The following is a 24247-nucleotide window of genomic DNA, read 5'->3' as shown; positions in this document are numbered from 1 at the left end:
TAGGCTATGAGCGCGGCATGATGACATCCAATTTCTACGCCGAGGCCTTAAAAACCGGCCGGCCGATCTTCGCCGTTGCGCCGATGATCGACTGGACCGATCGGCATTGCCGCTATTTCCACCGGCAGATCAGCCGCAAGGCGCTGCTCTACACGGAAATGGTCGTGGCCGACGCGATCATCCATGGGCCACGCGAACGGCTGCTGTCCTTTGATGCGGCGGAGCATCCGGTGGCCCTGCAGCTTGGCGGATCGGATCCGGCGAAGCTTGCCGAGGCGGTCAGGATCGCGGCACCTTACGGCTACGACGAGATCAATCTCAATGTCGGTTGTCCCTCCGACCGGGTCCAATCCGGTACTTTCGGCGCCTGCCTGATGCTGACGCCCGACACCGTGGCGGCCTGCGTGGCGGCGATGAAGGCAGTGGCCGACGTGCCAGTGACGGTGAAGTGCCGGATCGGCGTCGACGAGCAGGATCCGGAGGTGACATTGCCCGATCTTCTGGACCGGGTGCTCGATGCCGGCGTCGATGCCGTCTGGATCCATGCGCGCAAGGCTTGGCTGAAGGGCCTGTCGCCGAAGGAGAACCGCGAGATCCCGCCGCTCGACTACGAGATCGTCTACCGCATGAAAGAGGCGCGGCCCGATGTCTTCGTCGGCATCAACGGCGGCATCCAGACGCTCGACGAGGCAGCTGATCATCTGAACCACATCGACGGCATCATGCTCGGGCGCGCGGCTTACCAGAATGCAGCTCTTCTCGCCGATGTCGACCATCGCTTCTACGGCGCGGCGGCGGAGACGGCCGACTGGGGCGCGATCCGCGACTGGATGATGGCCTATGCCGAGCGCCATATCGCCAACGGCGGCAGGCTGCAGCAGGTGGCACGGCATATGGTGGGGCTGTTTACCGGGTTGCCGGGTGCGCGGCGCTATCGGCAGATCCTCTCGACCGATGCGGTCAAGACGGGGGCGGGGCCCGAGGTGATCGCGGCCGCCTTTGCCGCGGTGGATTTCGAAGGCGCACGCGAAGCGGTCGGCGCCTAGCTTGGTGCTGCGCGATGCGCCGCTGACCTGTGAGCAGCGGGCGGCGAAGCTGTGCCCTGGCTGCCGGGCTGGACTCCGTTCGAGATGGCATTCTCACGCCGGCTAAAGAAAAGCTGGCGACGCGCGCCCTTGCGCGGAAAAAGCCTCTTCGACGTCTGTACTCATGCGCCCGTCTCATCTCCTTCGCCTTGGTCCGCACCTGGTTCCCGGACGTGCGGAAGTGCGGATCTTCGGAGCAAGTATCGCACCGTTGCGGAGAGCGGGGATATTCGTGTCCGCGAGGGCATGTCCGTGGAAGGCCACCTGGAGCATCCCTTGCCGGCCGATCCGGCCACCATGCCCGCAAACGAAAACGGCGCCCCTCGCGGAGCGCCGTTCCATCCTGCCGAAACAGGAAATCTCAGATTAGTTAGCCGAGATGTTGACGGCCTTCGGGCCCTTGCCCATGCGATCCGGCTCGGTGTCGAAGGTGACCTGCTGGCCTTCGCGCAGCGACTGGATGCCCGAAGCCTGCAGCGCGGAGATGTGGACGAAAACGTCCTTCGCGCCGCCTTCCGGCGTAATGAAACCAAAACCCTTGTCCTGGTTGAAGAATTTTACGGTGCCCTTAGTGGCCATTGGGATAGTCCTTTTCCCTTAGTCTGTCTGGTATCCATCCCCCCGAGAGGAAATGAACGGCTTTAGCTTTCGCGCGTTCTCATTGAAAAATCGACGCGCGAAGGGTCAGTCGAGTAGTTCACGAACGGGGAAAGAACGTCTACGCACGCGGGTACCCCCCACGCCGCCTTCCTGCCGGAAAGCTTTACCACATCAGTCCAGTCACCGGCATGCAAATGCCCGAGAGCCGCATTTGGTGACAGCATTCGAAGCACAAGGCAAGCGGCAATATTGTGGCACGCGATTCTGGGCAGCGGGAATCGCCAAAGATTCAGACACTTGACGATTGGTAACCATGCACAGATGTTGCTGTCCCGTTTCCGGAAACTGTGCCGGAACGGCACTGCCGCGCCGCGAGCCCTTTCTCGGGCGTATCCGCAAGACGTGTGCAATCCTAACGGGCGGCGCCGCCGCCAAGCTTGTGCTGCACGAAATCGGCGCTGCCGCGGACGTGCGAGACCACCGGTTTGCCGCCGGCATCGGCGACGGCGTAGGCTATGATGGTGACATCTTCCTCGAAGGCCGAGACGTAAAGGACCTGCGCCGGATTGACATAGATCGCGTTGTTGTGGGTGTTCTTGAAGCCTACGAATGCCATGCATGTCTCCTTTCGCATTGCCGGGGCAGATATGCCACGCAGGGATTGATGCAAGTTTAACGAGCCGCGGCCCATCAGGCGCGTGGCGGCCGGCCTTGACGGTGTCAGGGGGCGTCGTGCGGCCGCTGCCCGGCCGCAATCCCGGCGCGAGGGGCTGCGTTGGCAATCTGCGCCTCGATCCTCTCGATCGCGTCGAGGCCACCATGGGCGCGATGGCCGGGCGGCAGGGCGTGGCGGACGATCTCGGTCACCGATTGGTGATATTCCGGCCTGTGCTTCAGCAGCAGGCGGTAGAGGTGGCCGGACTGCGCCGCCTCGTAGACGCTGGCGGCGAAATCGAAGAACTCGTCATGCGCCTTGCGTTCCTCGTCGGTCAGCATGGTGTAGCAGAGCGGCAGCCTGTTGTGGGTGAAGACGAGCAGGCAGGATCTCTTGCGGCGGCAGTTGCGCACGCCGCAGACCCTCGCCGGCAGACCGAGCATCTCGGCGGTGCGCAGGCGCAGGCTCAGCGTGCCGTAGTCGCCGATGCGGTGTTCCCGTTCGCTCATCGTCCCTTCGCCCGTTTTGTCTGCGGATCCCGTCATGTCTGCCCCTCCATCTCTGCGCCCGTCCGCCGGCGGCGGCGCGCGGCTTTGCCTTCACGCGGCTGGTTTCACCCGTGGTTTGATCCTTGCATCGGTTTGCCGGCCCTCGCGGGCGGTATAGTTCGGACGGCGCGCTCGAAAGAGCCTCATCTGAAAAGTGCAAAATGGCGCTGTCGAGCGCCCCGTTCGGCGGTTTATGCCCGCAACTCCGGTCCCTCTGCGGCCTTGCCCGAGGAAGCTTCGCTTCCGCTGGGGGCCATGTGTGCCACACAGGCCGTCCTGGGCTCAACTCGACGCCGCATTCGCGCGGGCGCCGCCGTCCCCGGAGGGAGACCATTTTCTGCGGACCCGGTGTGTGAGTTTTTGCGTCCTACCCTCTCACCCCGCGCCGGTCCCGACTCGGCGCAACGCCTTGCGGTGTATCCGTGACGGGACGAGGGGATGATGGCATGGGGGTGAGGGGCGGGGATGGAATCTTGAGTGAACGACTGATTTTTCTGGAAGAATAGTGCGCGCTATCCGCAATCACCGGCGTCCGCTTCGCGCCGATACCGTTGAAAAACTCGGCATTGCCGGTGCTTGAGACGCGTGATTCAATCCTCTGAGTGATTTGCAGAGGATTAGGCGAATGATGGGATGTCAGGTGGCTCCAGCGCAGCTCTTCTACGACTTCTGCCTTGATGATCACGTTCCCGCCAACCACCTGCTGCGCGGGATCGACCGGCATCTCGAACTCGACAGCGTCCGAGCACAGTTGAGACCTTTCTACAGCGGCACCGGTCGTCCCTCGATTGATCCGGAGCTGATGATGAGGATGCTGATCATCGGCTACTCCATGGGTATCCGCTCGGAGCGGCGCCTTTGCGAAGAGGTTCACCTCAATCTTGCCTATCGCTGGTTCTGCCGCCTCGGACTGGACGGTAAGGTGCCGGATCATTCCAGCTTCTCGAAGAACCGCCATGGCCGGTTTCGGCAGAGCGACATCCGGCGGCATATGTTCGAGACAGTGGTCGAGCGCTGCCTTGCGCAGGGACTGGTCGGCGCGGAAGGATTTGCGGTCGACGCCAGCCTGATCGCAGCGGACGCCAACAAGCAGCGCTCGGTGCCCGGCTCTGAATGGGAAGCCAAAGAAGAGAGCCGCTTCGGCTTGAGGCCGGGCTATATTGCCGCCGACAGCGCCTACGGTTCCGCCGACAATCTCGCTTGGTTGGTCAAGGAGAAGAAGATCGCCCCGCACATTCCCGTCTTCGACAAATCGAACCGGACAGACGGCACCTTCTCGCGTTCCGACTTCACCTGGGAAGCCGAAAATGATCGTTACATCTGCCCGGCAGGCAAGGAGCTGAAGCAGTTCCACCGCACCTACGCAACGCCCAGATCGGGTATCACAGCCAAGGGGACGCGGCTCTACCGCGCCAGCAAAAGGGACTGTGATCACTGCGAACTGAAACCCCAATGCTGCCCGAACATGCCTTTACGCAAAATACCGCGTGATCTCAACGAAGATGCCCGCGATGTCGCCCGAGCGATTGCTGCCACACCCCAATACGAGCAGTCCCGGCATCGTCGCAAGAAGGTCGAGATGCTCTTCGCTCACCTCAGGATTCTCCGCATGGCGCGTTTGAGGTTACGAGGTCCATGTGGTGCGCGGGACGAATTCCTGCTTGCCGCAACCGCACAAAACCTCCGGAGGCTGGCCAAACTCAGGCCACTACATGGCGTGATTGCCGCATGAGAGCAGCATAGACCGATACCTTGCGCTGGGGCGCGGGGCAGAGTGGCATACCTACTCCGCCAAAAAGCAGAAGCAGGCGGATGAGCAGCCAGTCCGACGAGTTTTTCAACGGTATCCGCCAACAGGAGACATAGGCTTCGTGTGGAGCTATAACGGATTTGGGGCCGACAGCCGACCGTCAGCCAAGGGGACACTAACACTAAGAAGCGGACATAAGAGCTCTGGCCACCATGGTCCGGGCCGCAGCCAAGCCTGAGGTTTTCGCAAGCCGCCAGCGCTTGTTCCGGCGGTGGGGCGATGTCAACATAGCCCTGGCTCGTGGCTACGAAAGCCCGCATCCGCGGCTTCTATCGATGGGGATCATATGACAACAGAAGCCGCCCAGATTAGTGCAACCCTGCTGTTGTTTGCCGCCATGATCGTGCCGTGGATCACGCGAAGATGGCCGCTCTGGGCGAGAGCCGCCTGGCGGGTGGCTGTGTTCGTCGCTCTCACCTATGCGGTACTGCAAATGGGAGGCTCGCCGTTTGCCCCGCAATTTGATGCTGCCCAGCCTGGCGACCGAGTATGGCAGCAAGTCATTGAGATCGGATGGTGGCTCGTTGCCGCCCAATGCGCAATTGGCATTGTCCGATTGTTGGTGGTCTTTGAGACCAAGCCGCGAGAAACGCGGATCGTTTCCGATCTGATGGCTGGCCTCATCCATCTTCTGACCCTGTTCGCCGTTGTCAATTTCGTCTTCGCCGTGCCGGTCGGTGGCCTCCTTGCCACCTCCGGCGTCATCGCGATCGTGTTGGGCCTAGCACTTCAGAGCAGCTTGTCAGACGTATTTTCAGGGGTCGCGGTCGGGATAGAGCGCCCCTATAGTCCCGGCGATCTGGTCTGGGTGGAAGGCGGGATCGAAGGCCGCGTCGTACAGGTAAATTGGCGTTCGACACATATCGCGACGTTGAACGGGGACGTCGCCATCGTCCCCAACAGCGTGATGGCAAAGGCGCGTCTGGTGAACCACAGTTTGCCGACGAAGGTGCGTCGCGTTTCCATCACGGTGAGGGTCGCAGCAAATGAACGGCCCGATCGCTGCATGGCGGTTCTGAACGCGGCGGTCAAAACCTGCGTGTTATTATCGGCGACGCCGCCTCCAAGCGTGGCCCGCTCCGAGCTTCAGGGCGACGGCGTGGCCTATGACATCAGCTTTACAATTCCCAGCATCGAAGTGTTCGTGGAGGCTCGGACTGAACTGCTGGGCCACATCCAATCCCATCTCCGGCACTCAGGCATTGCGCTTGCCGTTCCGGGCGTCCCGATCGAAGGGCGCTTACAAGTCCCAACGGCGGCAGCCCTTCTCCAGGAATCCGATTGGTTCGGAGTCCTCGCCGATGCCGATCGAAGTCTCTTGGCGGACCAACTGGTCCAAGTGTGGTTCGCCGCCGGCGATCAGCTTATGAAGCGGGGTGACGATCCGAAAGTGCTGTTCATCGTGGCATCGGGTACCGTCGAGATTACTGATGGCCTACCGGGTTCGACCGAAGTGATCTTCAGATTGGGGCCGGGCGGAAGCCTTGGGGCAATCGGCATGATTACAGGAACGCCCTACGCAGCAACGGCTACCGCATTGACGCCCGTGACCGCTTACCGCCTCGACAGAAAGGGCGTAGGGGACGCTATTGCGGCGCGCCCGGATCTGGTCAAGAGCCTAGAAGTATTGGCTCGCAGAGGGCAGGAACTGAACCGCAGGGACGTAGTTGCGCGCCAGGCCGACTATGCTGAACCGCCCGAGATGTTTCTGTCGAAGCTTCGTAGTTTTCTGCGAAAAATTTCTGAGAGCCCGCGCGACGAAGACCAACGGCGACACCGCTCGTAACCTCGCCAGAGCATCCTCAGCGCCGTCCCGACCTTTCGCGGTGTGGTACGGCACCCGCTGGGCCGCGGGGAGTCCGACGTGTGGTTCTGCCTGCATTGCGATGGGAGGATCACAGGCACGCAGATCGCCGAAAACCTTTGGCATTTGTCCGGGGTTTGGGGCGTCGCCTCTCGATATCTTTGAAACGGCGTTCTGGTCTGAAGATGAAGGCAAGTCTTTCCTGCCGGTGAAAAAAAGCGGTACAGTCAGCCAAGATAAGCCAACAAGCAGAAATCGCACGAGCTTGATCTATACTATGGAACTTCAGCACAGCGGATGATGCTCTGATTTTGTACGTTGGCGACTAATTCATCAGAACGAGACAGGAATCGGCGGAGACCCCGGATCAGGTTCGGGGTGACGGCGAGGGAGAGGTCGGCGTTCCGGCCTCAAAGTTTTCCTTGGTACGCTCGTCGCTACCCTTCCGTCATGCCGGGCTGACCCGGCATCCAGCAGCGCCGCGTCTGTGGGCGCAAGAGAGTCTTTCGCTCTCAAGGACTTGAGTGCGCTGGACCCCGGATCAAGTCCGGGATGACGGGCAGGCGGATGACCCGCAGGCATGAGGGCGCTCACCGGCCCGGCCGCCCTGTTTTGCCCTTGGTGCGGCCCTTGCGCTTCTGCTCGGCCGGATCCTCGTAGCTCCCGACGCCCGTCTTGCCGCGCACCAGCGGGCGGACGTCGTCGTGGTCCGGTTGGCCTTCCAGCAGCGGTGAGAAGCGCTTCGTGCTCTTGGCGGCGTCAGGCTTGTCAGGGAGGTGGCCGGTGACCGGTTTCTCGGTGCGGCCGACGGTCATTTCGTCGAGCGTGTTGCGGCGGAAGAGGCTCGTTCCCCGGGTCGAGTCCGAGGAGGCGGGGTCGGCGACGTCGCGGCCCATCGCCTCAAGCGCGGGCTTGCGGAAGAGCGGCGTTGCGGTGTCGGTGCCCGGGCCCATGTCGTCGAGGCCGGGCTTGGCGAAGAGGGATGCCCCGCCTGCGGCCGGCTTGCCGCCCTTGCGGCCGCCGCCTTCCTGCGAGCGGGCTTCTTCCCGCGCCATCGGGTCGTCCATGACGGCGAGTTCGGCGGCCTTGAGGCGCTTGATCTCGTCGCGCAAGCGCGCGGCCTTCTCGAAGTCGAGGTCGGCGGCGGCGTCGCGCATCTGCTTTTCCAGCGCGTTGAGATGCGCCTGCAGGTTGGCGCCGACAAGGTTTCCGCCGTCGGCGAAGCCCTTGCCCGAGGCGCCCGAGATGTCGGCGCGGACGTGGTCGCGTTCGTAGACGCTATCGAGGATGTCGGAGATCTTCGCCTTGACGCTTTCCGGCGTGATGCCGTGTTCCTCGTTGTAGGCGACCTGCTTTTCACGGCGGCGGGCGGTCTCGTCCATGGCGCGCTGCATCGAGCCGGTGATGTTGTCCGCATAGAGGATGACCTTGCCGTCGACGTTACGCGCGGCGCGGCCGATCGTCTGGATCAGCGAGGTTTCGGAGCGCAGGAAGCCTTCCTTGTCGGCATCGAGGATGGCGACGAAGCCGCATTCGGGAATGTCGAGGCCTTCGCGCAGAAGGTTGATGCCGACGAGGACGTCGAAGGCGCCGAGGCGGAGATCGCGGATGATCTCGATGCGCTCGAGCGTGTCGATGTCGGAGTGCATGTAGCGGACGCGCACACCCTGTTCATGCAGGTATTCCGTCAGGTCCTCGGCCATGCGCTTCGTGAGCACGGTGCAGAGGGTGCGGTAGCCCTTGGCCGCCGTCTCGCGGATCTCGCCGAGCACGTCGTCGACCTGACTGCGGGCAGAGCGGACCTCGACCGGCGGGTCGATCAGGCCGGTCGGGCGGATCACCTGTTCGGCGAAGACGCCGCCTGACTGTTCCATCTCCCAGCCGCCCGGGGTAGCCGAGACGGCGATCGTGTCGGGGCGCATGGCGTCCCATTCCTCGAAGCGCAGCGGCCGGTTGTCCATGCAGGAGGGCAGGCGGAAGCCGTATTCGGCGAGCGTCGCCTTGCGGCGGAAGTCACCCCGGTACATGCCGCCGATCTGCGGGATGGTGACGTGGCTTTCGTCGATGAAGACGATGGCGTTGTCGGGGACGTATTCGAAGAGCGTCGGCGGCGGGTCGCCGGGGTCGCGGCCGGTCAGATAGCGCGAATAGTTCTCGATGCCCTGGCAGGAGCCGGTGGCTTCGAGCATTTCCAGATCGTAGCGGGTGCGCTGCTCCAGGCGCTGAGCCTCCAGCAGGCGGCCGGCCTTTTCCAGTTCGACGAGGCGGTGCTTCAACTCTTCCTTGATCGACTTGATGGCGGCGTTCAGCGTCGGGCGCGGGGTGACGTAGTGCGAGTTGGCGTAGATCTTCACCGATTTCAGGTCGCCGGTCTTGGCGCCGGTCAGCGGGTCGAATTCGGTGATGGCGTCGATCTCGTCGCCGAACATGGAGATGCGCCAGGCGGCATCCTCCAAGTGGGCCGGGAAGATTTCGATAGTGTCGCCACGGACGCGGAAGGAGCCGCGCTGAAAATCCATGTCGCGGCGCTTGTATTGCTGGGCGACGAGGTCGGCGAGCAACTGGCGCTGGTCGAGGCGGTCGCCGACATTCATCTGGAAGGTCATGGCGGTATAGGTCTCGACCGAGCCGATACCGTAGATGCAGGAGACGGAGGCGACGATGATGCAGTCGTCACGCTCGAGCAGCGAGCGCGTTGCCGAGTGGCGCATGCGGTCGATCTGCTCGTTGATCGAGGATTCCTTCTCGATATAGGTGTCGGAGCGCGGGACGTAGGCTTCCGGCTGGTAGTAATCGTAGTAGGAGACGAAATACTCGACCGCGTTGTCGGGGAAGAAGTTTTTGAACTCCGAATAGAGCTGGGCGGCGAGCGTCTTGTTCGGCGCCAGGATCAGGGCCGGGCGCTGCGTTTCCTCGATCACCTTGGCCATGGTGAAGGTCTTGCCGGAGCCGGTGACGCCGAGGAGGACCTGCGAGCGGTCGCCATTGTCCAGGCCCTCGACGAGGTCCTTGATGGCGGTCGGCTGGTCGCCGGCGGGCTGGTATTCGCTGTTCATGCGGATCTCGATGCCGCCTTCGGACTTGTCCGGCCGGGCAGGGCGGTGCGGCGTCCAGATCTTGCCGTTCTTGTGCAGCGGGTTGCCGCTCTCGATCAGCTTGGCGAGCGCGTCGACTGTGGCGGTGACGGCGGTGCCGGCCTGCAGCGAGGCGGCTTCCTCCAGCGTCGTATCCATGCCCGCGACCGGGTTGAGGCCGGCGGCGGCGCGGGTCTTCGGGTCGGTCGAGCCGCCCATGGACGTGCCTCTTGCCGACTTCGAGGCGGCGATCTCTACCTTCTTGCGGTGCTTTCCGGCCTTCGAGGCGATCTGGCGCTGCGTCTCGACGCTTGACGCCTCGGCATCGGCCTCCAGCTGCTTCACCCAGTCGGCGACCGAGCCGGACAGGGGAGCGCCAAAGGACGACTGCGGAGCTTCCTCGAAGCCATTCGGGGCGGTGGATTTCTTCGGAGTTTTGGCCATGGCCGGAATATGGCGAGAGTCATTGGGAAAGTGAAGAGGCAAACAGTACAAAAGGGAAACAGACTTTGCCGATTTCGCCGCGCTCGGCCTCGGTCTCGCTCTCGCAGCCTGACCCGCCGGGCACAGGGGTCAGCGGTGTTCGTACCGTGAGATCGGCGTACCTAGAGGCTGCGGAAGAAAGCCAGCGACGGCATGAAGAAGTATTCGCCGCCCTTCATGGTCACTGCCTGAGGCGGTGCCGTCGTGGTGGTCACCGTTGATCCGCCCCATTGGACCGGACAGTGGATATCGGGGCGGGGGGTCGGGCTCTGGCCGATCACCAGGTCGAGACCGGGGCTACCTGCACCTGCCGGCAGCCGGGGAAAGCCCGGATTGTTCGCCCATGCCCCCTGCGCGAACTCGAACTGCTGCGCGATGTCGGCATTGAAGGCCATGAACAGCAGGCCGACATCCTTGCTCGGCTTGTTGTCGATCCGGCCGTCATTGGGCTGATCGGTGCGCACGCCGTAGGTCTGGCCGCGCCGCGCCATGATGTGCAGGCGCTCGTCATTCACCGGTTCGAAGCCGCCAGAGCCGCGCGGGTTGACCTTGCGGATATGGCCGAAGAATGGACACTTGGCGCCGTTCGGATCGCTATTGTAGTTGAAGTCGTTGGGAACGGGATGGTGGTTGCCGTCAGCGAACTGGGCTGTCAACGGCGTGCCGTCCTCGAAGCGACCGACCAGTATGGCGCCAGCCCGTTCGGCGTCGTCGCCCTTCAGTTTCAGCCGCTTCGCCAGTGCCTTCTCCTGCTTCTTGAATAGCGTGACGTTCTGCTCGAGCTTGCGGAACACGAAGTCGCTGCCGAAATGCTTCGCCGGATCGGGCGCCGCGGTGTCTGGGACGATGACGCGGTTCAGCCCGAAGGCCGGGTCCCAGTTGCCGGTGCCGTCGGCGGTCAGCCGCTCGTCGTCTATTTCCTCGGTGAGAAACAGCGGCTGGCTGCGGCCGTCAACATAGCCGAAGTGCTCGATGCCGTCGCCGTTCTTGTTGTGCAGGCCGTGGCCGTTTTCCTCGCCGAGGATCTGAACGCCGTGGGCGGCCTGGATCAGATGATGCACGGCCGCAAGCCTTGTTGCGCGGCCCGGACATCTGGTCGCCGACCAGGATGACGGCGTGGAAATGCGGGTCCCAGCTCGCCGGGGCTGGGTCGTTCAGCGCGGCGTTCTTCATGCCCGCGAGGAACAGGCCGTCCTGCGGGATCTTCGGGTCGGGGATCTGCAGAGCCGCGTAACCGTCGCGCGTGATGCCGACGCCGATATAGGGAGTGCCCTTCGTGCCGGCGGCCTTGAACGCCTTGACCTCCATCAGGTGAGCCCGGGCGGATTTCAGCAGCGTGCAGCCGCCGGCCGGATCGGTGAATTTCAGGAACAGGATGGTCAGGAATTCGCGCGTGTGTTCCTTGACTATGTTCGGCTGGAGTTCGTCGAGCATCACGGCTGCGTCTCTTGCCGCGCTCTCTCAAGAGAGCGGCTGAGTAAGATCAAAAGACATGGCTTCTCCTCCACAGGGGCTTGCCGGCCTAGGATGTCAATGCGCATGGCGGAAACTGTTCAGACCGACGATTGATCTACTGTCGTCGTGCAACGTGTTTCAGGTCTTAATTCATCGATTTTTCGCAAGCGGTATCATCGCCGCCAGATGTCTGACGGGCACATTGCCGGTATAGCTGTGATCTATTGTGCTTGCTGTGTGGGCTGCATATGCAACTTTTAATACTTGTCTCATAGTTAACCGTTCACCGCAATAGCTATTTAGAAGCAGATGCTTGGCGGAAATTCCGTGCCAGACTGGGGGCGTTCGCACTATATTGAACGCGGTGGTTGCAACCGTGTGCGCCCACTGGACGGATTGCCGATTGGGGGCGACGACGGCAAATGGGATGGTACAGGGGTATTATTGTGGACGTTCGAGACGCAGTGCCGGCTGAAAGAGTTCAACGAAATTTCCGGACGGGTCTATCAGCAGGATCTGCGATCCGCCCGGTCCCGTGACGATGTCATTGCGGAATTGGACGCCGGCGGTGCGCAGGCGTGCCGCTTCCGCAGGCAGGTCGTCGACGATGAGATGTATACGATTCCAACCGCCGGATCGGGGCTGTGCGCCGTCCGGCATCGGTCGTGCCGCCGAACTCGTCGGTCCGCTGAGCAACAGTCGCAGCGCTCCGCGCCGCACATCCGCGAAAGCGGGGGCGTAGTTTGACAGAACTGAAAAGCCCAGATGAGTCGTGTACCATGTGATGGCTGCCTCGACATCATCGACCATGTAACGGACATTGACGGTCGTTTCCGACATTTCCTCCTCCCATCGCTCAGCAGGCGCGTCCTGCCTGAAGGCGTCGCCGTTGTACGTCACCGTCCATTTTATCACTTGAAAAGTGTCGCGGAATGGAAAAATGGAAATCATTTTGCCGAGGGCAGCATGCTGGAGGCGCTGCAACGGCCAAAAAGCTTTGGTGTTATGCCAGCCGTCGGCGGCGAACACCTCGATTGATCGCCGCAGCCTCAAGGGCCGAATGATTGAAACAGCGGTCGCCCGGTCCGTTGTTGTCCTTCCGGATCGCCGGGATGCGGGGCGGCTTGCGGGCCGCCGCCAGCGGTTGCTAATGGTATTTGTTGTCGAACACCGGAACCCTGAGGCAGGGCGAGCCTCAAACGATGACCGGCATCAGGAAGCGAACGAATTCGGATTCTTTCGTGGCTCCGTTCATTTCGATCAACGGAAATGTCCTCTCGCAGATAGTATTGCCCTGGTTGCCGCCAAGTAGCGTTACTGCAGTGTTCGTCCAGGAGACCACGAAGCCAACATGGCCGTTGCCGGTAGCCCAACTTGGATCAGCGAAGGGTGCATAGCGGCGAACCGCAATGGCGCCTGGTTTCGGCCCCTTCAACACAAGGAATTGATTCTTCTTGTTCCGGGAGAAGGATCGTGCACCGGGATGGTCGGTGCCGATGTGACCGCTGGTAACGAGGCAGTAATTGCCGAAGGCGGCACACCAATCAACCTCGTCGCCACCGGCGACCTCGAACCACGGTGCGCAAACTTCGAAGTAGTTAAGGATGCGTGGGTTTTCTCCGGGATCCGGCCACTGACTGCGTTCGCGCACGGGAAGGGCGGCTTCGCGGCGCGCGATGGTCATCCAGTCCTGCGTTGCCGACGCCGCCGACGACGCCACACTGAGGGTCGCACCGATCAGTGGTGCGGGCGGCGCATTCGGCCTGATCGTGCCTGGCTTCCATCCCTCGATGATCTGGATGAATTTCGCGATCTTGCGGAAGTCGTCCATCTTCAGGCCGGCAAGGACCGCCGTCAGCGCAATGCCTGTATTGTCGTGGATGAACTGCGCGTAGTCTTCGGACTCATTCTCGTTCGGGGGCGCATAGCGGAAGATAGCGTCCTTGAGTGTCCTGGATGTAGGAAGTCGTTTGGAGCAGGGCGATGACCGCCGCCTTTCCCGTGTCCTCGTCTGGAAAGATCGCAAAACTGCCGTCGTCGCCAATGGCGCCGCAATTGATGGAAAAATCGCCCTTGCGGATATTGCCCGGGTTGCAGTTGCGCCAGGAGCGGGAGCCGCCTTCGCGGATTTCGTCGCGGCCATCCGCGTCGGTATAGAGGATCGTTTTTGGTGCGTCGCGCGGGCGTGGACGAACGGTCCATGCGCGCCGGCGGGTGGGTGGGGCAGGGCTGTCCATGTTGGCGACGGGCGGCGTGCTCGGTAGAGTTTCGCTAAGGCTAGCTCCGTCCGAGGAAGATAATGCGAGGTCGCAGGTGACGGTATAGGTACCGCCGGCATCGACGATCGGGCCGATCTTCATTTTCGCTTGCGCCAGAGCCGCGAGCACTCCGGTCAAACTGGTTTTGCCTATATCTGTGATTGTGTCCATGGCGCGTCCCCTCCGGCAGACGACTGGTAAAGGCGATCCGGACCGGCGACGCGGGGCGGTGTTGCGGCAATTCCTTCCGCTGCAGCGTATCGGACTGTCGATCTGCGGATTCACACTAATCAATATCAACCACTGATTGTGTTTCGAGGGGCTTGCGAGTGCTGCCGCCGCCTGTGTGCTGCCTTGAGGCGGCAAGTCGGCGCAGCCCCTTGCAGAGTGAAAATTTGGCGATACATGCTGCCGCCAGTTTCAACTTCGGGAATCACACATGCCCTTTGTTTTCAACCCAACCGCCGTCTGGCCGGTTGTCATGCTTTTCGCGTCCAACATCTTCATGACCTTCGCCTGGTATGGCCATCTTAAGCACAAGGGCGCGGCGCTGTTTATCGCCATCGTCGTCAGCTGGGCGATTGCCTTCTTCGAATACTGCCTTGCTGTGCCGGCTAACCGGATCGGTTCGGCAGTCTATTCGACGGCACAGCTGAAGACGATGCAGGAAGTGATCACGCTGCTCGTGTTCTCGGGCTTTTCGGTATTCTGGTTGGGCGAGAGCCTGACGTGGAACCATGTCATCGGTTTCGCCCTGATTGCGATCGGCGCATCGTTCATTTTTCGCGGCTAGACCTGGCCGCTAGCTGGCGCGATGTGCCTATCGTTCCACGAAGGCGCGCAGGCGCTCGAGTGCGTCGTCCCATTGTCGTGAGACACCGTCGAGATAAGCACGCATCTCGCCGATGCGATCGGGTTGGAAAGCGTAATGGCTTTCCCGCCCGACCTTGGTGGAGCGGACGAGGCCGGCCTGTTCCAGCACATGCAGGTGTTTCGTCACCGCTTGCCGAGTGAGCACAGTGCCGACCGAAAGCCCTGCAATCGAGCGTTCGCGCCCATCGCTGAGGGTCGTCAGCAGCGACAGGCGCGTTGGGTCTCCGAGGGCGGCGAACAGGATTGCCGCGTTCTCGCGGTGGGGTTCGACGTTATCGATCGACGTATTCCTTGATGTTTTTCATCTGTTCGGCCCAGCCGCCGTCGTTCATGCGGAAGGCTTCCTCCCGGCGGTGCGGCGGGACCTTGTCGAAGCCCGATTCCGTAACCGTCAGGCGTGAACCCAACGGCGTCGGTTCGAGGCGGAATTCGACGAGTGTCGGCGGCTCACCGGAATAGTCCACATCAGGATCGATGGCGTAGGGATGCCAGGCGAAGGAAAAGAGCTCAGGCTCCTCCATGCGCTTGACGGTCGCCTGCCAGCGAATGTGCTCGTAGCCGGGATAGGTGATGTGGCCTGTCGAATTTTCGCCCGGCACGAAGGGGCCGTCCAGTTGGACGCGGAACCATTCGCCGAACTCACGGTGATCGGTGATGGCCTTCCAAACGCGTTCGACCGGAGCATTCAGTTCGATGATCTTCTCGATGCGATCAGACATATAAGCAACCTCCTGGTTGCCTTTTTATCGCATGACAGCAGCGAAATGGCAACCAAAAAGTTGCGTGTTCTTGGCCGAGGACATCGTAGATGCGGAAAATGAAGCTGACCTGGTAGACCAGTCAGCAGCCGCGCCAGGCTAAGCGAGATCACCATCCCCATCACCACCTTGATGTCGAGAAAGACCCGGGCGAAGCGACCGCCTCCATCGCCTACTCGGCGGGGACCGGCTTCGGCTTTCCGCTCTCGTCGAGCGCGACCATGATGAAGGTCGCCGCCGTCACCTGTTCCATGTTGTTGTAGCGGGCGCGCGTCGCCCATGCCTCGACCGAGAGCGTGATCGAGGTGCGACCGACAGCCACGATCGTTGTGTAGACCGAGAGCGTATCGCCGATCTTCACGGGAAGGGCGAAGGCCATCTCCTTGACGGCAGCGGTGACAACGCGGCCCTTGGCACGCTCGGAAGCCATGATGCCCGAGGCAAGGTCCATCTGCGCCATGACCCAGCCACCAAAAATGTCGCCTGCCGGATTGGCGTCGGCAGGCATCGCCACGGTGCGAAGAGTCAGCGCGCCGTTCGGCTTGGCGTTGTCGGTCATGGAGGGCTCCTGTTCGGGAAAGGGATAACGATTCCGGAAGGACCGTAGCGCAGAAGGCTCGGAAGCGAAACGCGGTGCTGTCGAGAGACGGTCGGTTCGTCGCTGGATCTGCTACTATGGTTCTACGAGAAGTTACCTAGCGCGGTTTGTATCGGCTTTCCCTTATCGATAAAAATCAATGCCTTGCATAGAAAATTGGGCCAATGGCAAGAATGCTCACCCTACGGTAATTAAGCAGATTCTAATTTACATTCACGATCCGGTAAGGCCCACATAGCAGTATTTCATTATGATCAAATTCTGAACTGCCGGGGCTCAATGCGTAACGTCAAGATTTCCACCCGCCTCTATTCTCTCGTGGGGCTGGCGCTGACCATTCTGGTACTCGCCATCACATTCTTCCTCAACTATTCACACTCCAAGCTGGAGAGCGAACGCAAGCAAGGTCTTGCACAAATGGATGCGACCGCGATCGCCATCTTCCAAAAATACTACAAGCTGGAACAGTCCGGCGCCATGACCCGGGAGCAGGCGCAGACCGCGGCGAAGGACGTGATCTCGGCCATGCGCTACGGTGGCAACGGCTATTTCTGGATCAACGACATGCATCCGACGATGATCATGCATCCGATCAAGCCGGAGCTGAACGGAACGGACCTGTCCCAAAACAAGGATCCGACCGGTAAGTTCATCTTCGTCGAGTTCGCCAATACCGTGAAGAAGAGTGGCGAAGGCTTCGTCGATTATTACTGGCCGAAGCCGGGTGCGGCCGATCCGGTGCTCAAATATTCTCATGTGGTCGGCTTCGAGCCCTGGGGCTGGGTGGTTGGCACCGGTGTCTATGCCGATGATCTTGCAGCGCTCTATCGCCAGAACGCGATCTGGGCTGCCGGTGCCTGCATCATCGGGGCGATCATCATCATCGGCGTTGCCTTTGGTATCGTTCGTAGCGTGACGTCGCCGATCGCCCGGCTAAAGGGCGCGATGAACGCGATTGCCGAGGAACGCGACGCCGCCGATATCGTCGATCACGATCGGCGCGACGAGATCGGCGCAATGGCGAAATCTCTCCTTGTGTTGCGGGATTCCGTCCGCGAGCGGGTGCTGATGCGCGAGCGCGAGAGTCAGCACCAGTTGCAGATCGAGGAGGAGCGTCGCGGCAACGAGGCAAACTGGCGCTCGGCAGCGGATCGCCAGACCTTTGCCATCCAGTCGCTCGGTGCCGGACTTGAGAAACTGGCTGCCGGCGACCTGACCGTGTCCATCGGCGATCTCGGTGCGGACTATGCCAAGCTGCGCTCCGACTTCAACTCGGCCGTCGATGCGCTGAACGGCGTTATCCAAGCGATCGCGGAATCGACGCGCGTCGTCAACGGCAGCGCCGGCGATATCAGCGAGGCCACGAACAATCTGTCGAAGCGCACCGAGCAACAGGCGGCTGCGCTGGAAGAGACGGCGGCGGCACTCGACGAGATCACCGCGACCGTGCGGACCGCCTCGGAACGTGCAGCGGAAGCCCGCGAGATGGTGGCGGAAACCAAGACCAGCGCCGGCAAGTCGGGCGACATCGTCCGCAATGCGGTCACGGCGATGAACAGGATTGAGGATTCATCGAACCGTATCAGCCAGATCATCGGCGTTATCGATGAGATTGCCTTCCAGACGAACTTGCTCGCGCTCAATGCCGGCGTCGAAGCCGCACGTGCAGGCGAGGCGGGACGCGGTTTCGCCGTCGTCGCACAGGAAGTGCGCGAGCTTGCGCAGCGGTCCGCCAATGCCGCGAAGGAGATCAAGGTGTTGATCAGCACCTCGGCAAGCGAAGTCGGCAACGGCGTGATGCTGGTGCGCTCCACTGGTGATGCGCTGCTCGAAATCGAGGAGCTGGTCAATCGCGTCAACAACCATGTCGTCTCGATCGCCACGGCGGCGCGCGAACAGGCCACGGGCCTCAACGAGATCAACACCTCGGTCAACCACATGGACCAGATGACGCAGCAGAATGCCGCGATGGTAGAGGAAACGACGGCTGCTAGCCAGACACTGGCCGAGGAAAGCCGACAGTTGAGCACCTTGCTTGCCAATTTCAAGCTGCGCGCGAGTGGCAACAGCACGAGGCGGATGTCCCGCGCCGCCTGAACGGCGGATTGGCAACAAGCGGAGGCTCCCGGTAGTGATCGGGAGCTTTTTTGTATGGAGCCTACCTGTTCGTGCGTCCCTTGAGTTTGCGCTTTCAGATAGTAAGGTGCATGGCGTCCCGTAGCGGATCGCCTGCCGACTTTGATGGTGACGTGAGCGAGGCGGGGCGCAGGTGCAGCCGGTTGATATCGGTGTCAGAAGCGTGAGAGGGAGCGCATGAAACGTTTGCTGCTGCGCCTATTCGTGTCGCTTTCGACGCCGGGGCTGGCGCTTGGCTTCATCTTCTTTGCCGCGTCGCTGACTCCGAGCCTCATGCCACGATCCTTCTTCGTTCAAGGTGCACTGTCCGGCATCGCCGCCGCCGTCGGGTATCTGTTCGGGGTAACCTTTACCTGGCTGTGGAAATACCTGGAACTGCCGATGTCGGCCGGGCGAAGACTGCCCGGCAACCTGATCGTTTGCGGACTTGGTGTTGTGTTGTCCGTCCTCGTCCTGTGGCGCACGGCCGGCTGGCAGAATTCGATCCGCGACTTGTGGCACATGGAGCGCGTCGACACGGCTGAGCCCTTCAGCGTCGCCTTCGTCGCGATCGTTACTTTCTTCATTGCCGTTCTGGCCAGTAGGCTGTTCCGGTTGACGTGTCTGTTCCTGTCGGAATGGCTATCGCGCTTCGTGCCGCGCCGCGTCTCTCAGGTGATCGGGGGTATTCTTGCGATCGCGCTTTTCTGGTCTGTGGTGGATGGCGTCCTGCTGCGCGCGGCGTTGCATCTGGCCGATAGTTCGTTCCAGAGGGTCGATGCGCTTCTGGAAGATGGCGTCCCCAAGCCAAGCGATCCGGCCAAGACCGGAAGCGCCGCCTCGCTTGTCACTTGGGAGGGACTTGGGCGTCAGGGCCGCAATTTCATCGGATCAGGGCCGACAGCTGCGCAGATCGCTGATTTCTGGAAGACGCCGGCGCGCGAGCCGCTGCGAACCTATGTCGGCCTGAATAACGCGGAAACGATCGAAGAGCGGGCAAAGCTCGCGCTCGATGAGATGAAGCGCCAAGGCGCGTTTGAACGTTCGCTCCTGGTCATCATCGCCCCGACGGGAACCGGCTGGATCGATCCGGAGGCAATGGACACGCTCGAATATCTGCATCACGGCGATGTGGCGAGCGTCGGGCTTCAGTATTCCTATCTGACCAGTTGGTTGTCGCTGCTGGTCGAGCCGGAATACGGTTCTGCTTCCGCCAAGGCATTGTTTCGGGAAGTGTACGGCTACTGGACGACGTTGCCAGGGGACAAGCGACCGAAGCTCTACCTGCACGGCCTCAGCCTCGGAGCGCTGAATTCCCAAGTCTCGGCCGATATTTTCGACATCGTTGCGGATCCATTCCAGGGGGCGTTGTGGAGTGGGCCGCCTTTTGAAAGCAGGATGTGGCGAGACGTGACGGCGGCGCGCAATCCCGAATCGCCTGCATGGTTGCCGCGGTTCCGCGACGGATCTCTCATTCGGTTCACAAACCAGACGAACCAGCTGGATATTCCCGGCGCAAAGTGGGGGCCCATTCGCATCGTCTATCTGCAATATGCCAGCGATGCCGTGACGTTCTTCGATCCCTATTCTTTCTATCGCGAACCGGCATGGATGCGGCGTCCGCGTGGGCCGGACGTTTCGCCGAGCCTGCGTTGGTTTCCCGCGCTGACAATGCTGCAATTGCTGGTCGATCTGGCGATCGCAACGAGTTCTCCGATGGGGTACGGCCACGTCTATGCGCCGCAGCACTATATCGATGGCTGGGTTGCCGTGACGGACGCGAAGATCGATGGAGAGAAGCTCGATGCGCTGAAGCGGCTGTTCGAGACCCGGTCGGTGCAGGCAGGCGCAGGCGACTAGTTATCCACAGTCTGCGTCCCAAACCGGGAAACGCTGTGCATTAACCATGTCCGTTAGCGTTTCATTTAGCGTCTCGTATCAGTTTGCGCCGCAGTGGCTGGGAAACCACAGCATTGAGGCTCGAAACAATGACCTACAGCGGCTTGCTTCTTACTGCCATCGTGGCTGGTTTGATCACAATTCTGGCGGCCGGCAGTCGTCCGGCGACTGAGGCTGCGTCCAATTGGCCGCAGATGGACGTTATGAAGACTGATCGGATCGTTACGGGCAGTGTTCCTGCACGATAAAATGAACGTGCGTCAGATCTATCCCTTGCCTGCGCCGGTGGACGTATCAAATCGGCACCCCGGACGTCTCCCAGCGAGGCGTCGCAACTGATATTCAGACTTTGTTAGGCGTTAGCGACGCGAGGCCTTTTGCAACCTCGGCGGATGACCTAAGCCGATATCATGGGAGAGAAATCATCATCCGAGTCACGGCCGTGCCTGATCGATCTGGTGATCGTCGGCGTGGTCGCGGGACTTCTGGCTTGCCTTTTGCGCGGCGGCAATATCGGTGCAATCGCGCCGGTGGGCCTTGGAACAGCCTTGTCCTGGTATTTTCTGGGCTTCCCGATCATCAGGACAAGAAATCGCTCGCGCTAATTGGTCATTTCGAAGCAAGAGCACGTTAAGAGTCAGGGGCTTAAGCGGGTAGGGGTTCTTAAGGCAATTTACCCATGTGTAGTTCCGATCAACGTTATGATGTCATTTGCGACCCGCTCGACCTCTGGATGGTGTGGGACAACGAGACTGAAGAGCCTGCATCCTTCGGCGGGCAGATATTGCATGGCCTGACAGAAGGCCACGCCATTGAAGTCGCCAAAATCATGAACGAGTTGTACGGTAACGAGAAGCGCGATGCGGCTCGTTTATCCAACGATGACCTTGGCCAGACTACGTCTCGCGGCGGGTGCTGATGTTCTCGGGTGCCACTATTGCGCGTTATGGCGCCGTGCTGGCACGGGCATAAGGTTCAGGTTATTCTCCGTCGCCACAGGCTTTGACAGTGATGTTGTGTGCGAATTCGGCAGGCGCACGGCATGGCGGGGAGGCGGATGCGGTGAGCACCAAGGAATTGTTCTCGATTGCCGCTGCTCACGCGGCTCGTTTTCGCGAGACGACTAACAACCGTCTCCATCGTCCTTTGCGTGACTATGACGCCGCCGTGGAAGCGTTTGGCGCCCCGCTGCCTGAACTGTCGGCGCCGATGATCGACGTACTCGACGAGCTGGTGGCAACGGCGGAACCTGGGTTGCATTTGATGACAGGGGCGCGCTTCTTCGGCTGGGTCATTGGCGGCTCCCATCCCATGGGAGTTGCCGCGGATTTCCTGACGAGCGCGTGGGGGCAGAACGCCGGCAACCACGCTGTGTCGCCCTCAGCGGCGGCCGTCGAAGCCGTAGGGGCACGCTGGCTGCTTCAGCTGCTAGACCTTCCGGCGGGCTCCTCGGTGGGCTTTGTCACAGGCGCGACTGTGGCGAATTTCACTTGCCTTGCGGCCGCCCGTGGCGAGGTGCTGCTGCGGGCCGGCTGGGACGCCGACGCCAAAGGGTTGTTCGGAGCGCCGCCGATCACAGTGCTGATTGGCGATGACGCGCATACGACTGTGTTCTCCGCCTTGCAGTTTCTCGGTCTCGGCCACGACCGCGTGGTGCGGGTTGCGACGGACGATCAGGGGCGCATCCTGCCGACGGCGTTTGAGCAGGCTGCCAGCGAGGTTACCGGGCCTTGCGTCGCCATCCTCCAGGCTGGGCAAATCAATACGGGCGCCTGCGATGATTTCTGCAGGCTGATCCCCATCGCCAAATCGAAGGGCGCGTGGGTCCATGTCGATGGAGCATTCGGCCTCTGGGCCCAGACTTCCGCACGGCGACGCCATTTGACCGCCGGTGTCGAGCAGGCTGACAGTTGGGCGACCGATGGGCATAAATGGCTTCAATCGCCCTATGATTGCGGCTATGCGATCGTGCGCGACGAGCTCGCGCATCGGCGGGCCATGACGATTTCGGCGAGCTATCTGCCGCTTGCCAGCGAGGGCGAGCGTGACCCTTCACATTATGTGCCGGAACTGTCACGCCGCGCGCGGGGTTTCGCCACATGGGCGATGATCCGACATCTGGGGCGCAGCGGCATCGAAGCTGTTGTCGATGGAGCGTGTGACGCCGCGGCAGGCGTGGCGCGAGCACTCGCAACGGAGCCTGGAATTGCGATCGGCAACGATGTCCAGCTCAACCAGGCGATCGTGTGCTTCGGAGCGGACCTGCCGCCCGAACAGGCCAATGATCTGACGAGGCGAGTGATCGGTGCCTTGCAGCGGGAAGGCGTCCTGTTTGCCGGCGGAGCAACATGGCGCAGTAGGCAGGTTATGCGTCTATCGGTCACCAACTACCAGACGAATTCGGTTGAAGCCTTGACGGCGGTCGAAGCCATTTTGAGAGCCTACCGGGAAGAACGGCGCTCTGCCGTGTGACCGCATCGTGACATGCTCTGCCGCTATGCTCTTAGTGGGTTTGGGCAATGCTCAGTCGCCGTTTGCAAGAACTGCAATGCTACCGGCTGCGGTCCCTTAGCCAGCGGTCAATCGAGAGGGCGCCGGCGCCGGTGGCCGCGAGCACAAACATGCCACCCGCGATGGCTAAATCCTTTTCGAAATGAAGGAGTTCGTTCTGATCGCTGAAGTTGGTGTGAAAGAGTGTGGCGGTCGCCACGCAAAACAGACCCAAGGCCGAAGCGCCGATGCGGGTCAAAAATCCCGTGGCGATGGATAGACCGGCGCAGATCTGGAGAGCGATCGTCGCCACCAGCAGGGGAACACTCAAGCCGAACTGTGCGGCCATATCGACCGCACCCGAAAAATTCAGTGCCAGCGAAACGCCCTCATGCAGAAAGATCCAGGCAAGCAGCAGCCGACCGATCAACAGGGCAACATCGCGTACGTTCGCGCCGACCGAGGGTTTGCTATCCGCCATCTCTTGCTCCCGTGCCCGCGCCGCCAGCGACCTCTGAGCAGCGTGGCCCCATTATAGTTCATCGACGAGGATACGTCGCCAACTCTTCAAAGAGAACGGCGCTGCTTTCACGGATAAGAACCGGGTTAGGCAGCATCCATCTTTTGATTGCCGATGCAGGCAGGATCCTGGTGCACCTTGAAGCGGTTCTTGCCGTCAGTCTTGGCCTTATAGAGCGCGGAGTCGGCACAAACGAAGATGTCGGAACGCAGCGATTGATCGAAGAAGGCCACCCCCACGGATGCGCCGACATGCATTCTGGAGCCATCCCGTTCGACGGAGCGGTTAAGGCTTTGGATAACCGTTTCGGCGAGCTTGGTGACGCTCTCGGCGCTATCGTAGCCGGTGACAATGACCGCGAATTCATCGCCGCCAATGCGGGCCACGAGGTCTGCCCCTTTACATGCCGCCTGCAGGCGTTCTGCCGTTTCCTTGAGGCACTCGTCGCCGGCCTGGTGACCGAACGTGTCGTTGATGCCCTTGAAGCCATCGAGGTCGATGAGAAGCAAGGCCATGGTGGTTTCGCCGACAGCGTGCCGGGGCAGGCGCTGCAGGGCAGTCTGAAACTGTGCGCGGTTCGGCAGGCCGGTCAGGATGTCGAATTCCGCAAGATAGCGGATCTGGTCGAACATCATCTTTTCGGCCGTGATGTCGAGTTTCATGCCGAAGATGCGGACAGGGACATCGCCCTCACATTCGACTGTAGCCGTAATGCGGATCCAACGGGTGTTGCCCTTCGGCGTGACGATCTCCGCGTCGAGTGTAAAGCCGCTTCGCTCCTCAATCGCGCGACTGCGCCGTCGCACGAGCTCGGCCAGCGATTCCTGGGAGTAGCATTTCAAGATTTCCGAGCGATCGAGCTCGGCGTGGTATGGCATGTCGAAGAGGTCGTAGACCATCTTGGTCCAGACAAGGCTGTTGTCCGGCAGGCTGCATTCCCACACACCGATCCTTGCGGCTTCCGAGGAGCGATCGAATATCTTGCGGCTGTGGGCGAGGGCGACTGCGTGCTGATCGAGCCGCTGCTGCTTTTCTGCGAGGGCGCGCTGGAGCGCCTCGATGGCGGCCTCGCTCTTGCGCCGGAATGATGGCAGGCGGTCGGCGATTTTAGCGAAAGCAGCAAAAAATTTCATGCCCAACCCAACGTTAGACGGCCTAATCCTACAATCGTTGGAATGACTTAAGATTTCGTTTTGCGCGTCGTGCGGCAACTTGCCGTGCC

The 24247-nt window shown here is 61.3% G+C and carries 22 protein-coding genes; 8 read left to right on the top strand and 14 right to left on the bottom strand.

All coding sequences use genetic code 11. From position 1 onward, the window contains the following. The first annotated feature begins 17 nt into the window (after window positions 1-17). Window positions 18-1046, top strand: a complete 1029-nt coding sequence (gene dusA, locus ATY80_RS21645) for a tRNA dihydrouridine(20/20a) synthase DusA (protein WP_088694363.1) — start codon at window positions 18-20, stop codon at window positions 1044-1046. A gap of 405 nt (window positions 1047-1451) precedes the next feature. On the opposite strand, the gene ATY80_RS21640 is transcribed toward dusA, so the two are convergent. The 3 genes from ATY80_RS21640 to ATY80_RS21630 form a co-directional block, all read right to left on the bottom strand. Next, window positions 1452-1664: a cold-shock protein gene (locus ATY80_RS21640; protein ID WP_007533154.1), complete on the bottom strand. Its 213-nt coding sequence runs from the start codon at window positions 1662-1664 to the stop codon at window positions 1452-1454. Between the two features lie 433 nt (window positions 1665-2097). After that, the gene (locus ATY80_RS21635; RefSeq protein ID WP_088694362.1) at window positions 2098-2301 is read right to left on the bottom strand and encodes a hypothetical protein; all 204 of its coding nucleotides are present in this window, start codon (window positions 2299-2301) and stop codon (window positions 2098-2100) included. A gap of 104 nt (window positions 2302-2405) precedes the next feature. After that, complete coding sequence (locus tag ATY80_RS21630) at window positions 2406-2885, bottom strand: hypothetical protein (RefSeq protein WP_088694361.1); 480 nt, start codon at window positions 2883-2885, stop codon at window positions 2406-2408. Between the two features lie 628 nt (window positions 2886-3513). Between ATY80_RS21630 and ATY80_RS21625 the strand changes: the two genes are divergently transcribed. Both ATY80_RS21625 and ATY80_RS21620 read left to right on the top strand, forming a co-directional pair. After that, a complete protein-coding gene (locus ATY80_RS21625) occupies window positions 3514-4620 on the top strand; it encodes a transposase (RefSeq protein ID WP_088694360.1) in 1107 nt (368 codons plus the stop codon). A 364-nt stretch (window positions 4621-4984) separates the two neighbouring features. Beyond that, window positions 4985-6484 (top strand): mechanosensitive ion channel family protein, encoded by a 1500-nt coding sequence (locus ATY80_RS21620; RefSeq protein ID WP_088694359.1) that lies wholly within the window; start codon window positions 4985-4987, stop codon window positions 6482-6484. 608 nt (window positions 6485-7092) lie between these two features. Here ATY80_RS21620 and uvrB read toward each other — a convergent pair. The 6 genes from uvrB to ATY80_RS29755 all read right to left on the bottom strand — a co-directional run bounded on the left by uvrB (window position 7093) and on the right by ATY80_RS29755 (window position 13943). Next, window positions 7093-10020 (bottom strand): excinuclease ABC subunit UvrB, encoded by a 2928-nt coding sequence (gene uvrB / locus ATY80_RS21610; RefSeq protein ID WP_088694358.1) that lies wholly within the window; start codon window positions 10018-10020, stop codon window positions 7093-7095. 161 nt (window positions 10021-10181) lie between these two features. Then, window positions 10182-11120 (bottom strand): hypothetical protein, encoded by a 939-nt coding sequence (locus ATY80_RS21605; RefSeq protein WP_245306916.1) that lies wholly within the window; start codon window positions 11118-11120, stop codon window positions 10182-10184. Continuing rightward, complete coding sequence (locus ATY80_RS29765) at window positions 11011-11493, bottom strand: hypothetical protein (RefSeq protein ID WP_245306915.1); 483 nt, start codon at window positions 11491-11493, stop codon at window positions 11011-11013. Before ATY80_RS29765 ends, ATY80_RS21605 begins: the two co-directional genes overlap by 110 nt. A gap of 462 nt (window positions 11494-11955) precedes the next feature. Beyond that, the gene (locus tag ATY80_RS21600; RefSeq protein ID WP_088694475.1) at window positions 11956-12354 is read right to left on the bottom strand and encodes a VOC family protein; all 399 of its coding nucleotides are present in this window, start codon (window positions 12352-12354) and stop codon (window positions 11956-11958) included. 355 nt (window positions 12355-12709) lie between these two features. Next, entirely contained in the window at window positions 12710-13345 is a 636-nt protein-coding gene (locus tag ATY80_RS29760; protein ID WP_245306914.1) for a hypothetical protein, read from the bottom strand. 73 nt (window positions 13346-13418) lie between these two features. Continuing rightward, window positions 13419-13943 carry a hypothetical protein gene (locus tag ATY80_RS29755; RefSeq protein WP_245306913.1) on the bottom strand — a complete coding sequence of 175 codons (525 nt, stop codon included), beginning with the start codon at window positions 13941-13943 and terminating at the stop codon, window positions 13419-13421. 268 nt (window positions 13944-14211) lie between these two features. Between ATY80_RS29755 and ATY80_RS21590 the strand changes: the two genes are divergently transcribed. Next, entirely contained in the window at window positions 14212-14565 is a 354-nt protein-coding gene (locus ATY80_RS21590) for a DMT family protein (protein ID WP_088694357.1), read from the top strand. Window positions 14566-14592: 27 nt separating this feature from the next. Here ATY80_RS21590 and ATY80_RS21585 read toward each other — a convergent pair whose 3' ends face one another. The 3 genes from ATY80_RS21585 to ATY80_RS21575 all read right to left on the bottom strand — a co-directional run bounded on the left by ATY80_RS21585 (window position 14593) and on the right by ATY80_RS21575 (window position 15962). Further along, entirely contained in the window at window positions 14593-14925 is a 333-nt protein-coding gene (locus ATY80_RS21585; RefSeq protein ID WP_189637237.1) for a metalloregulator ArsR/SmtB family transcription factor, read from the bottom strand. Further along, window positions 14918-15364 carry an SRPBCC family protein gene (locus ATY80_RS21580; protein ID WP_088694355.1) on the bottom strand — a complete coding sequence of 149 codons (447 nt, stop codon included), beginning with the start codon at window positions 15362-15364 and terminating at the stop codon, window positions 14918-14920. The genes ATY80_RS21585 and ATY80_RS21580 overlap by 8 nt, the downstream gene beginning before the upstream one ends. A gap of 211 nt (window positions 15365-15575) precedes the next feature. Then, window positions 15576-15962 (bottom strand): acyl-CoA thioesterase, encoded by a 387-nt coding sequence (locus ATY80_RS21575; protein WP_028744706.1) that lies wholly within the window; start codon window positions 15960-15962, stop codon window positions 15576-15578. Window positions 15963-16280: 318 nt separating this feature from the next. Between ATY80_RS21575 and ATY80_RS21570 the strand changes: the two genes are divergently transcribed. From ATY80_RS21570 to ATY80_RS21550, 4 genes are all read left to right on the top strand, one after another. Next, a complete protein-coding gene (locus ATY80_RS21570) occupies window positions 16281-18098 on the top strand; it encodes a methyl-accepting chemotaxis protein (protein WP_088694354.1) in 1818 nt (605 codons plus the stop codon). 216 nt (window positions 18099-18314) lie between these two features. Next, window positions 18315-19976 (top strand): alpha/beta-hydrolase family protein, encoded by a 1662-nt coding sequence (locus ATY80_RS21565; protein ID WP_088694353.1) that lies wholly within the window; start codon window positions 18315-18317, stop codon window positions 19974-19976. Window positions 19977-20694: 718 nt separating this feature from the next. Next, window positions 20695-20934, top strand: a complete 240-nt coding sequence (locus ATY80_RS21555) for a hypothetical protein (protein ID WP_088694352.1) — start codon at window positions 20695-20697, stop codon at window positions 20932-20934. Window positions 20935-21077: 143 nt separating this feature from the next. Continuing rightward, a complete protein-coding gene (locus ATY80_RS21550) occupies window positions 21078-22487 on the top strand; it encodes a pyridoxal-dependent decarboxylase (protein WP_088694351.1) in 1410 nt (469 codons plus the stop codon). Between the two features lie 79 nt (window positions 22488-22566). On the opposite strand, the gene ATY80_RS21545 is transcribed toward ATY80_RS21550, so the two are convergent. Together ATY80_RS21545 and ATY80_RS21540 are read right to left on the bottom strand one after the other, a co-directional pair. Next, complete coding sequence (locus ATY80_RS21545; protein WP_088694350.1) at window positions 22567-22986, bottom strand: DoxX family protein; 420 nt, start codon at window positions 22984-22986, stop codon at window positions 22567-22569. A gap of 125 nt (window positions 22987-23111) precedes the next feature. Next, complete coding sequence (locus ATY80_RS21540) at window positions 23112-24158, bottom strand: GGDEF domain-containing protein (RefSeq protein WP_088694349.1); 1047 nt, start codon at window positions 24156-24158, stop codon at window positions 23112-23114. Window positions 24159-24247 lie beyond the last annotated feature (89 nt).

Origin of the sequence: Rhizobium sp. R711 (genome assembly GCF_002211365.1) — a bacterium.
Taxonomy (GTDB): Bacteria; Pseudomonadota; Alphaproteobacteria; order Rhizobiales; family Rhizobiaceae; genus Rhizobium.
This window is presented reverse-complemented; position numbering and strand designations above follow the sequence as displayed.

What these genes read in the sequence shown, in the direction of transcription:
- ATY80_RS21545 (WP_088694350.1), bottom strand. Translation starts at nt 22,986, where the DNA reads ATGGCGGATAGCAAACCCTCGGTCGGCGCGAACGTACGCGATGTTGCC.
- ATY80_RS29760 (WP_245306914.1), bottom strand. Translation starts at nt 13,345, where the DNA reads ATGGACGACTTCCGCAAGATCGCGAAATTCATCCAGATCATCGAGGGA.
- ATY80_RS21575 (WP_028744706.1), bottom strand. Translation starts at nt 15,962, where the DNA reads ATGACCGACAACGCCAAGCCGAACGGCGCGCTGACTCTTCGCACCGTG.
- ATY80_RS21590 (WP_088694357.1), top strand. Translation starts at nt 14,212, where the DNA reads ATGCCCTTTGTTTTCAACCCAACCGCCGTCTGGCCGGTTGTCATGCTT.
- dusA (WP_088694363.1), top strand. Translation starts at nt 18, where the DNA reads ATGATGACATCCAATTTCTACGCCGAGGCCTTAAAAACCGGCCGGCCG.
- ATY80_RS21580 (WP_088694355.1), bottom strand. Translation starts at nt 15,364, where the DNA reads ATGTCTGATCGCATCGAGAAGATCATCGAACTGAATGCTCCGGTCGAA.
- ATY80_RS21630 (WP_088694361.1), bottom strand. Translation starts at nt 2,885, where the DNA reads ATGACGGGATCCGCAGACAAAACGGGCGAAGGGACGATGAGCGAACGG.
- ATY80_RS21570 (WP_088694354.1), top strand. Translation starts at nt 16,281, where the DNA reads ATGCGTAACGTCAAGATTTCCACCCGCCTCTATTCTCTCGTGGGGCTG.
- ATY80_RS21620 (WP_088694359.1), top strand. Translation starts at nt 4,985, where the DNA reads ATGACAACAGAAGCCGCCCAGATTAGTGCAACCCTGCTGTTGTTTGCC.
- ATY80_RS21625 (WP_088694360.1), top strand. Translation starts at nt 3,514, where the DNA reads ATGATGGGATGTCAGGTGGCTCCAGCGCAGCTCTTCTACGACTTCTGC.
- ATY80_RS21540 (WP_088694349.1), bottom strand. Translation starts at nt 24,158, where the DNA reads ATGAAATTTTTTGCTGCTTTCGCTAAAATCGCCGACCGCCTGCCATCA.
- ATY80_RS29765 (WP_245306915.1), bottom strand. Translation starts at nt 11,493, where the DNA reads ATGCTCGACGAACTCCAGCCGAACATAGTCAAGGAACACACGCGCGAA.
- ATY80_RS21600 (WP_088694475.1), bottom strand. Translation starts at nt 12,354, where the DNA reads ATGTCGGAAACGACCGTCAATGTCCGTTACATGGTCGATGATGTCGAG.
- ATY80_RS21555 (WP_088694352.1), top strand. Translation starts at nt 20,695, where the DNA reads ATGTGTAGTTCCGATCAACGTTATGATGTCATTTGCGACCCGCTCGAC.
- ATY80_RS21640 (WP_007533154.1), bottom strand. Translation starts at nt 1,664, where the DNA reads ATGGCCACTAAGGGCACCGTAAAATTCTTCAACCAGGACAAGGGTTTT.
- ATY80_RS21565 (WP_088694353.1), top strand. Translation starts at nt 18,315, where the DNA reads ATGAAACGTTTGCTGCTGCGCCTATTCGTGTCGCTTTCGACGCCGGGG.
- uvrB (WP_088694358.1), bottom strand. Translation starts at nt 10,020, where the DNA reads ATGGCCAAAACTCCGAAGAAATCCACCGCCCCGAATGGCTTCGAGGAA.
- ATY80_RS29755 (WP_245306913.1), bottom strand. Translation starts at nt 13,943, where the DNA reads ATGGACACAATCACAGATATAGGCAAAACCAGTTTGACCGGAGTGCTC.
- ATY80_RS21635 (WP_088694362.1), bottom strand. Translation starts at nt 2,301, where the DNA reads ATGGCATTCGTAGGCTTCAAGAACACCCACAACAACGCGATCTATGTC.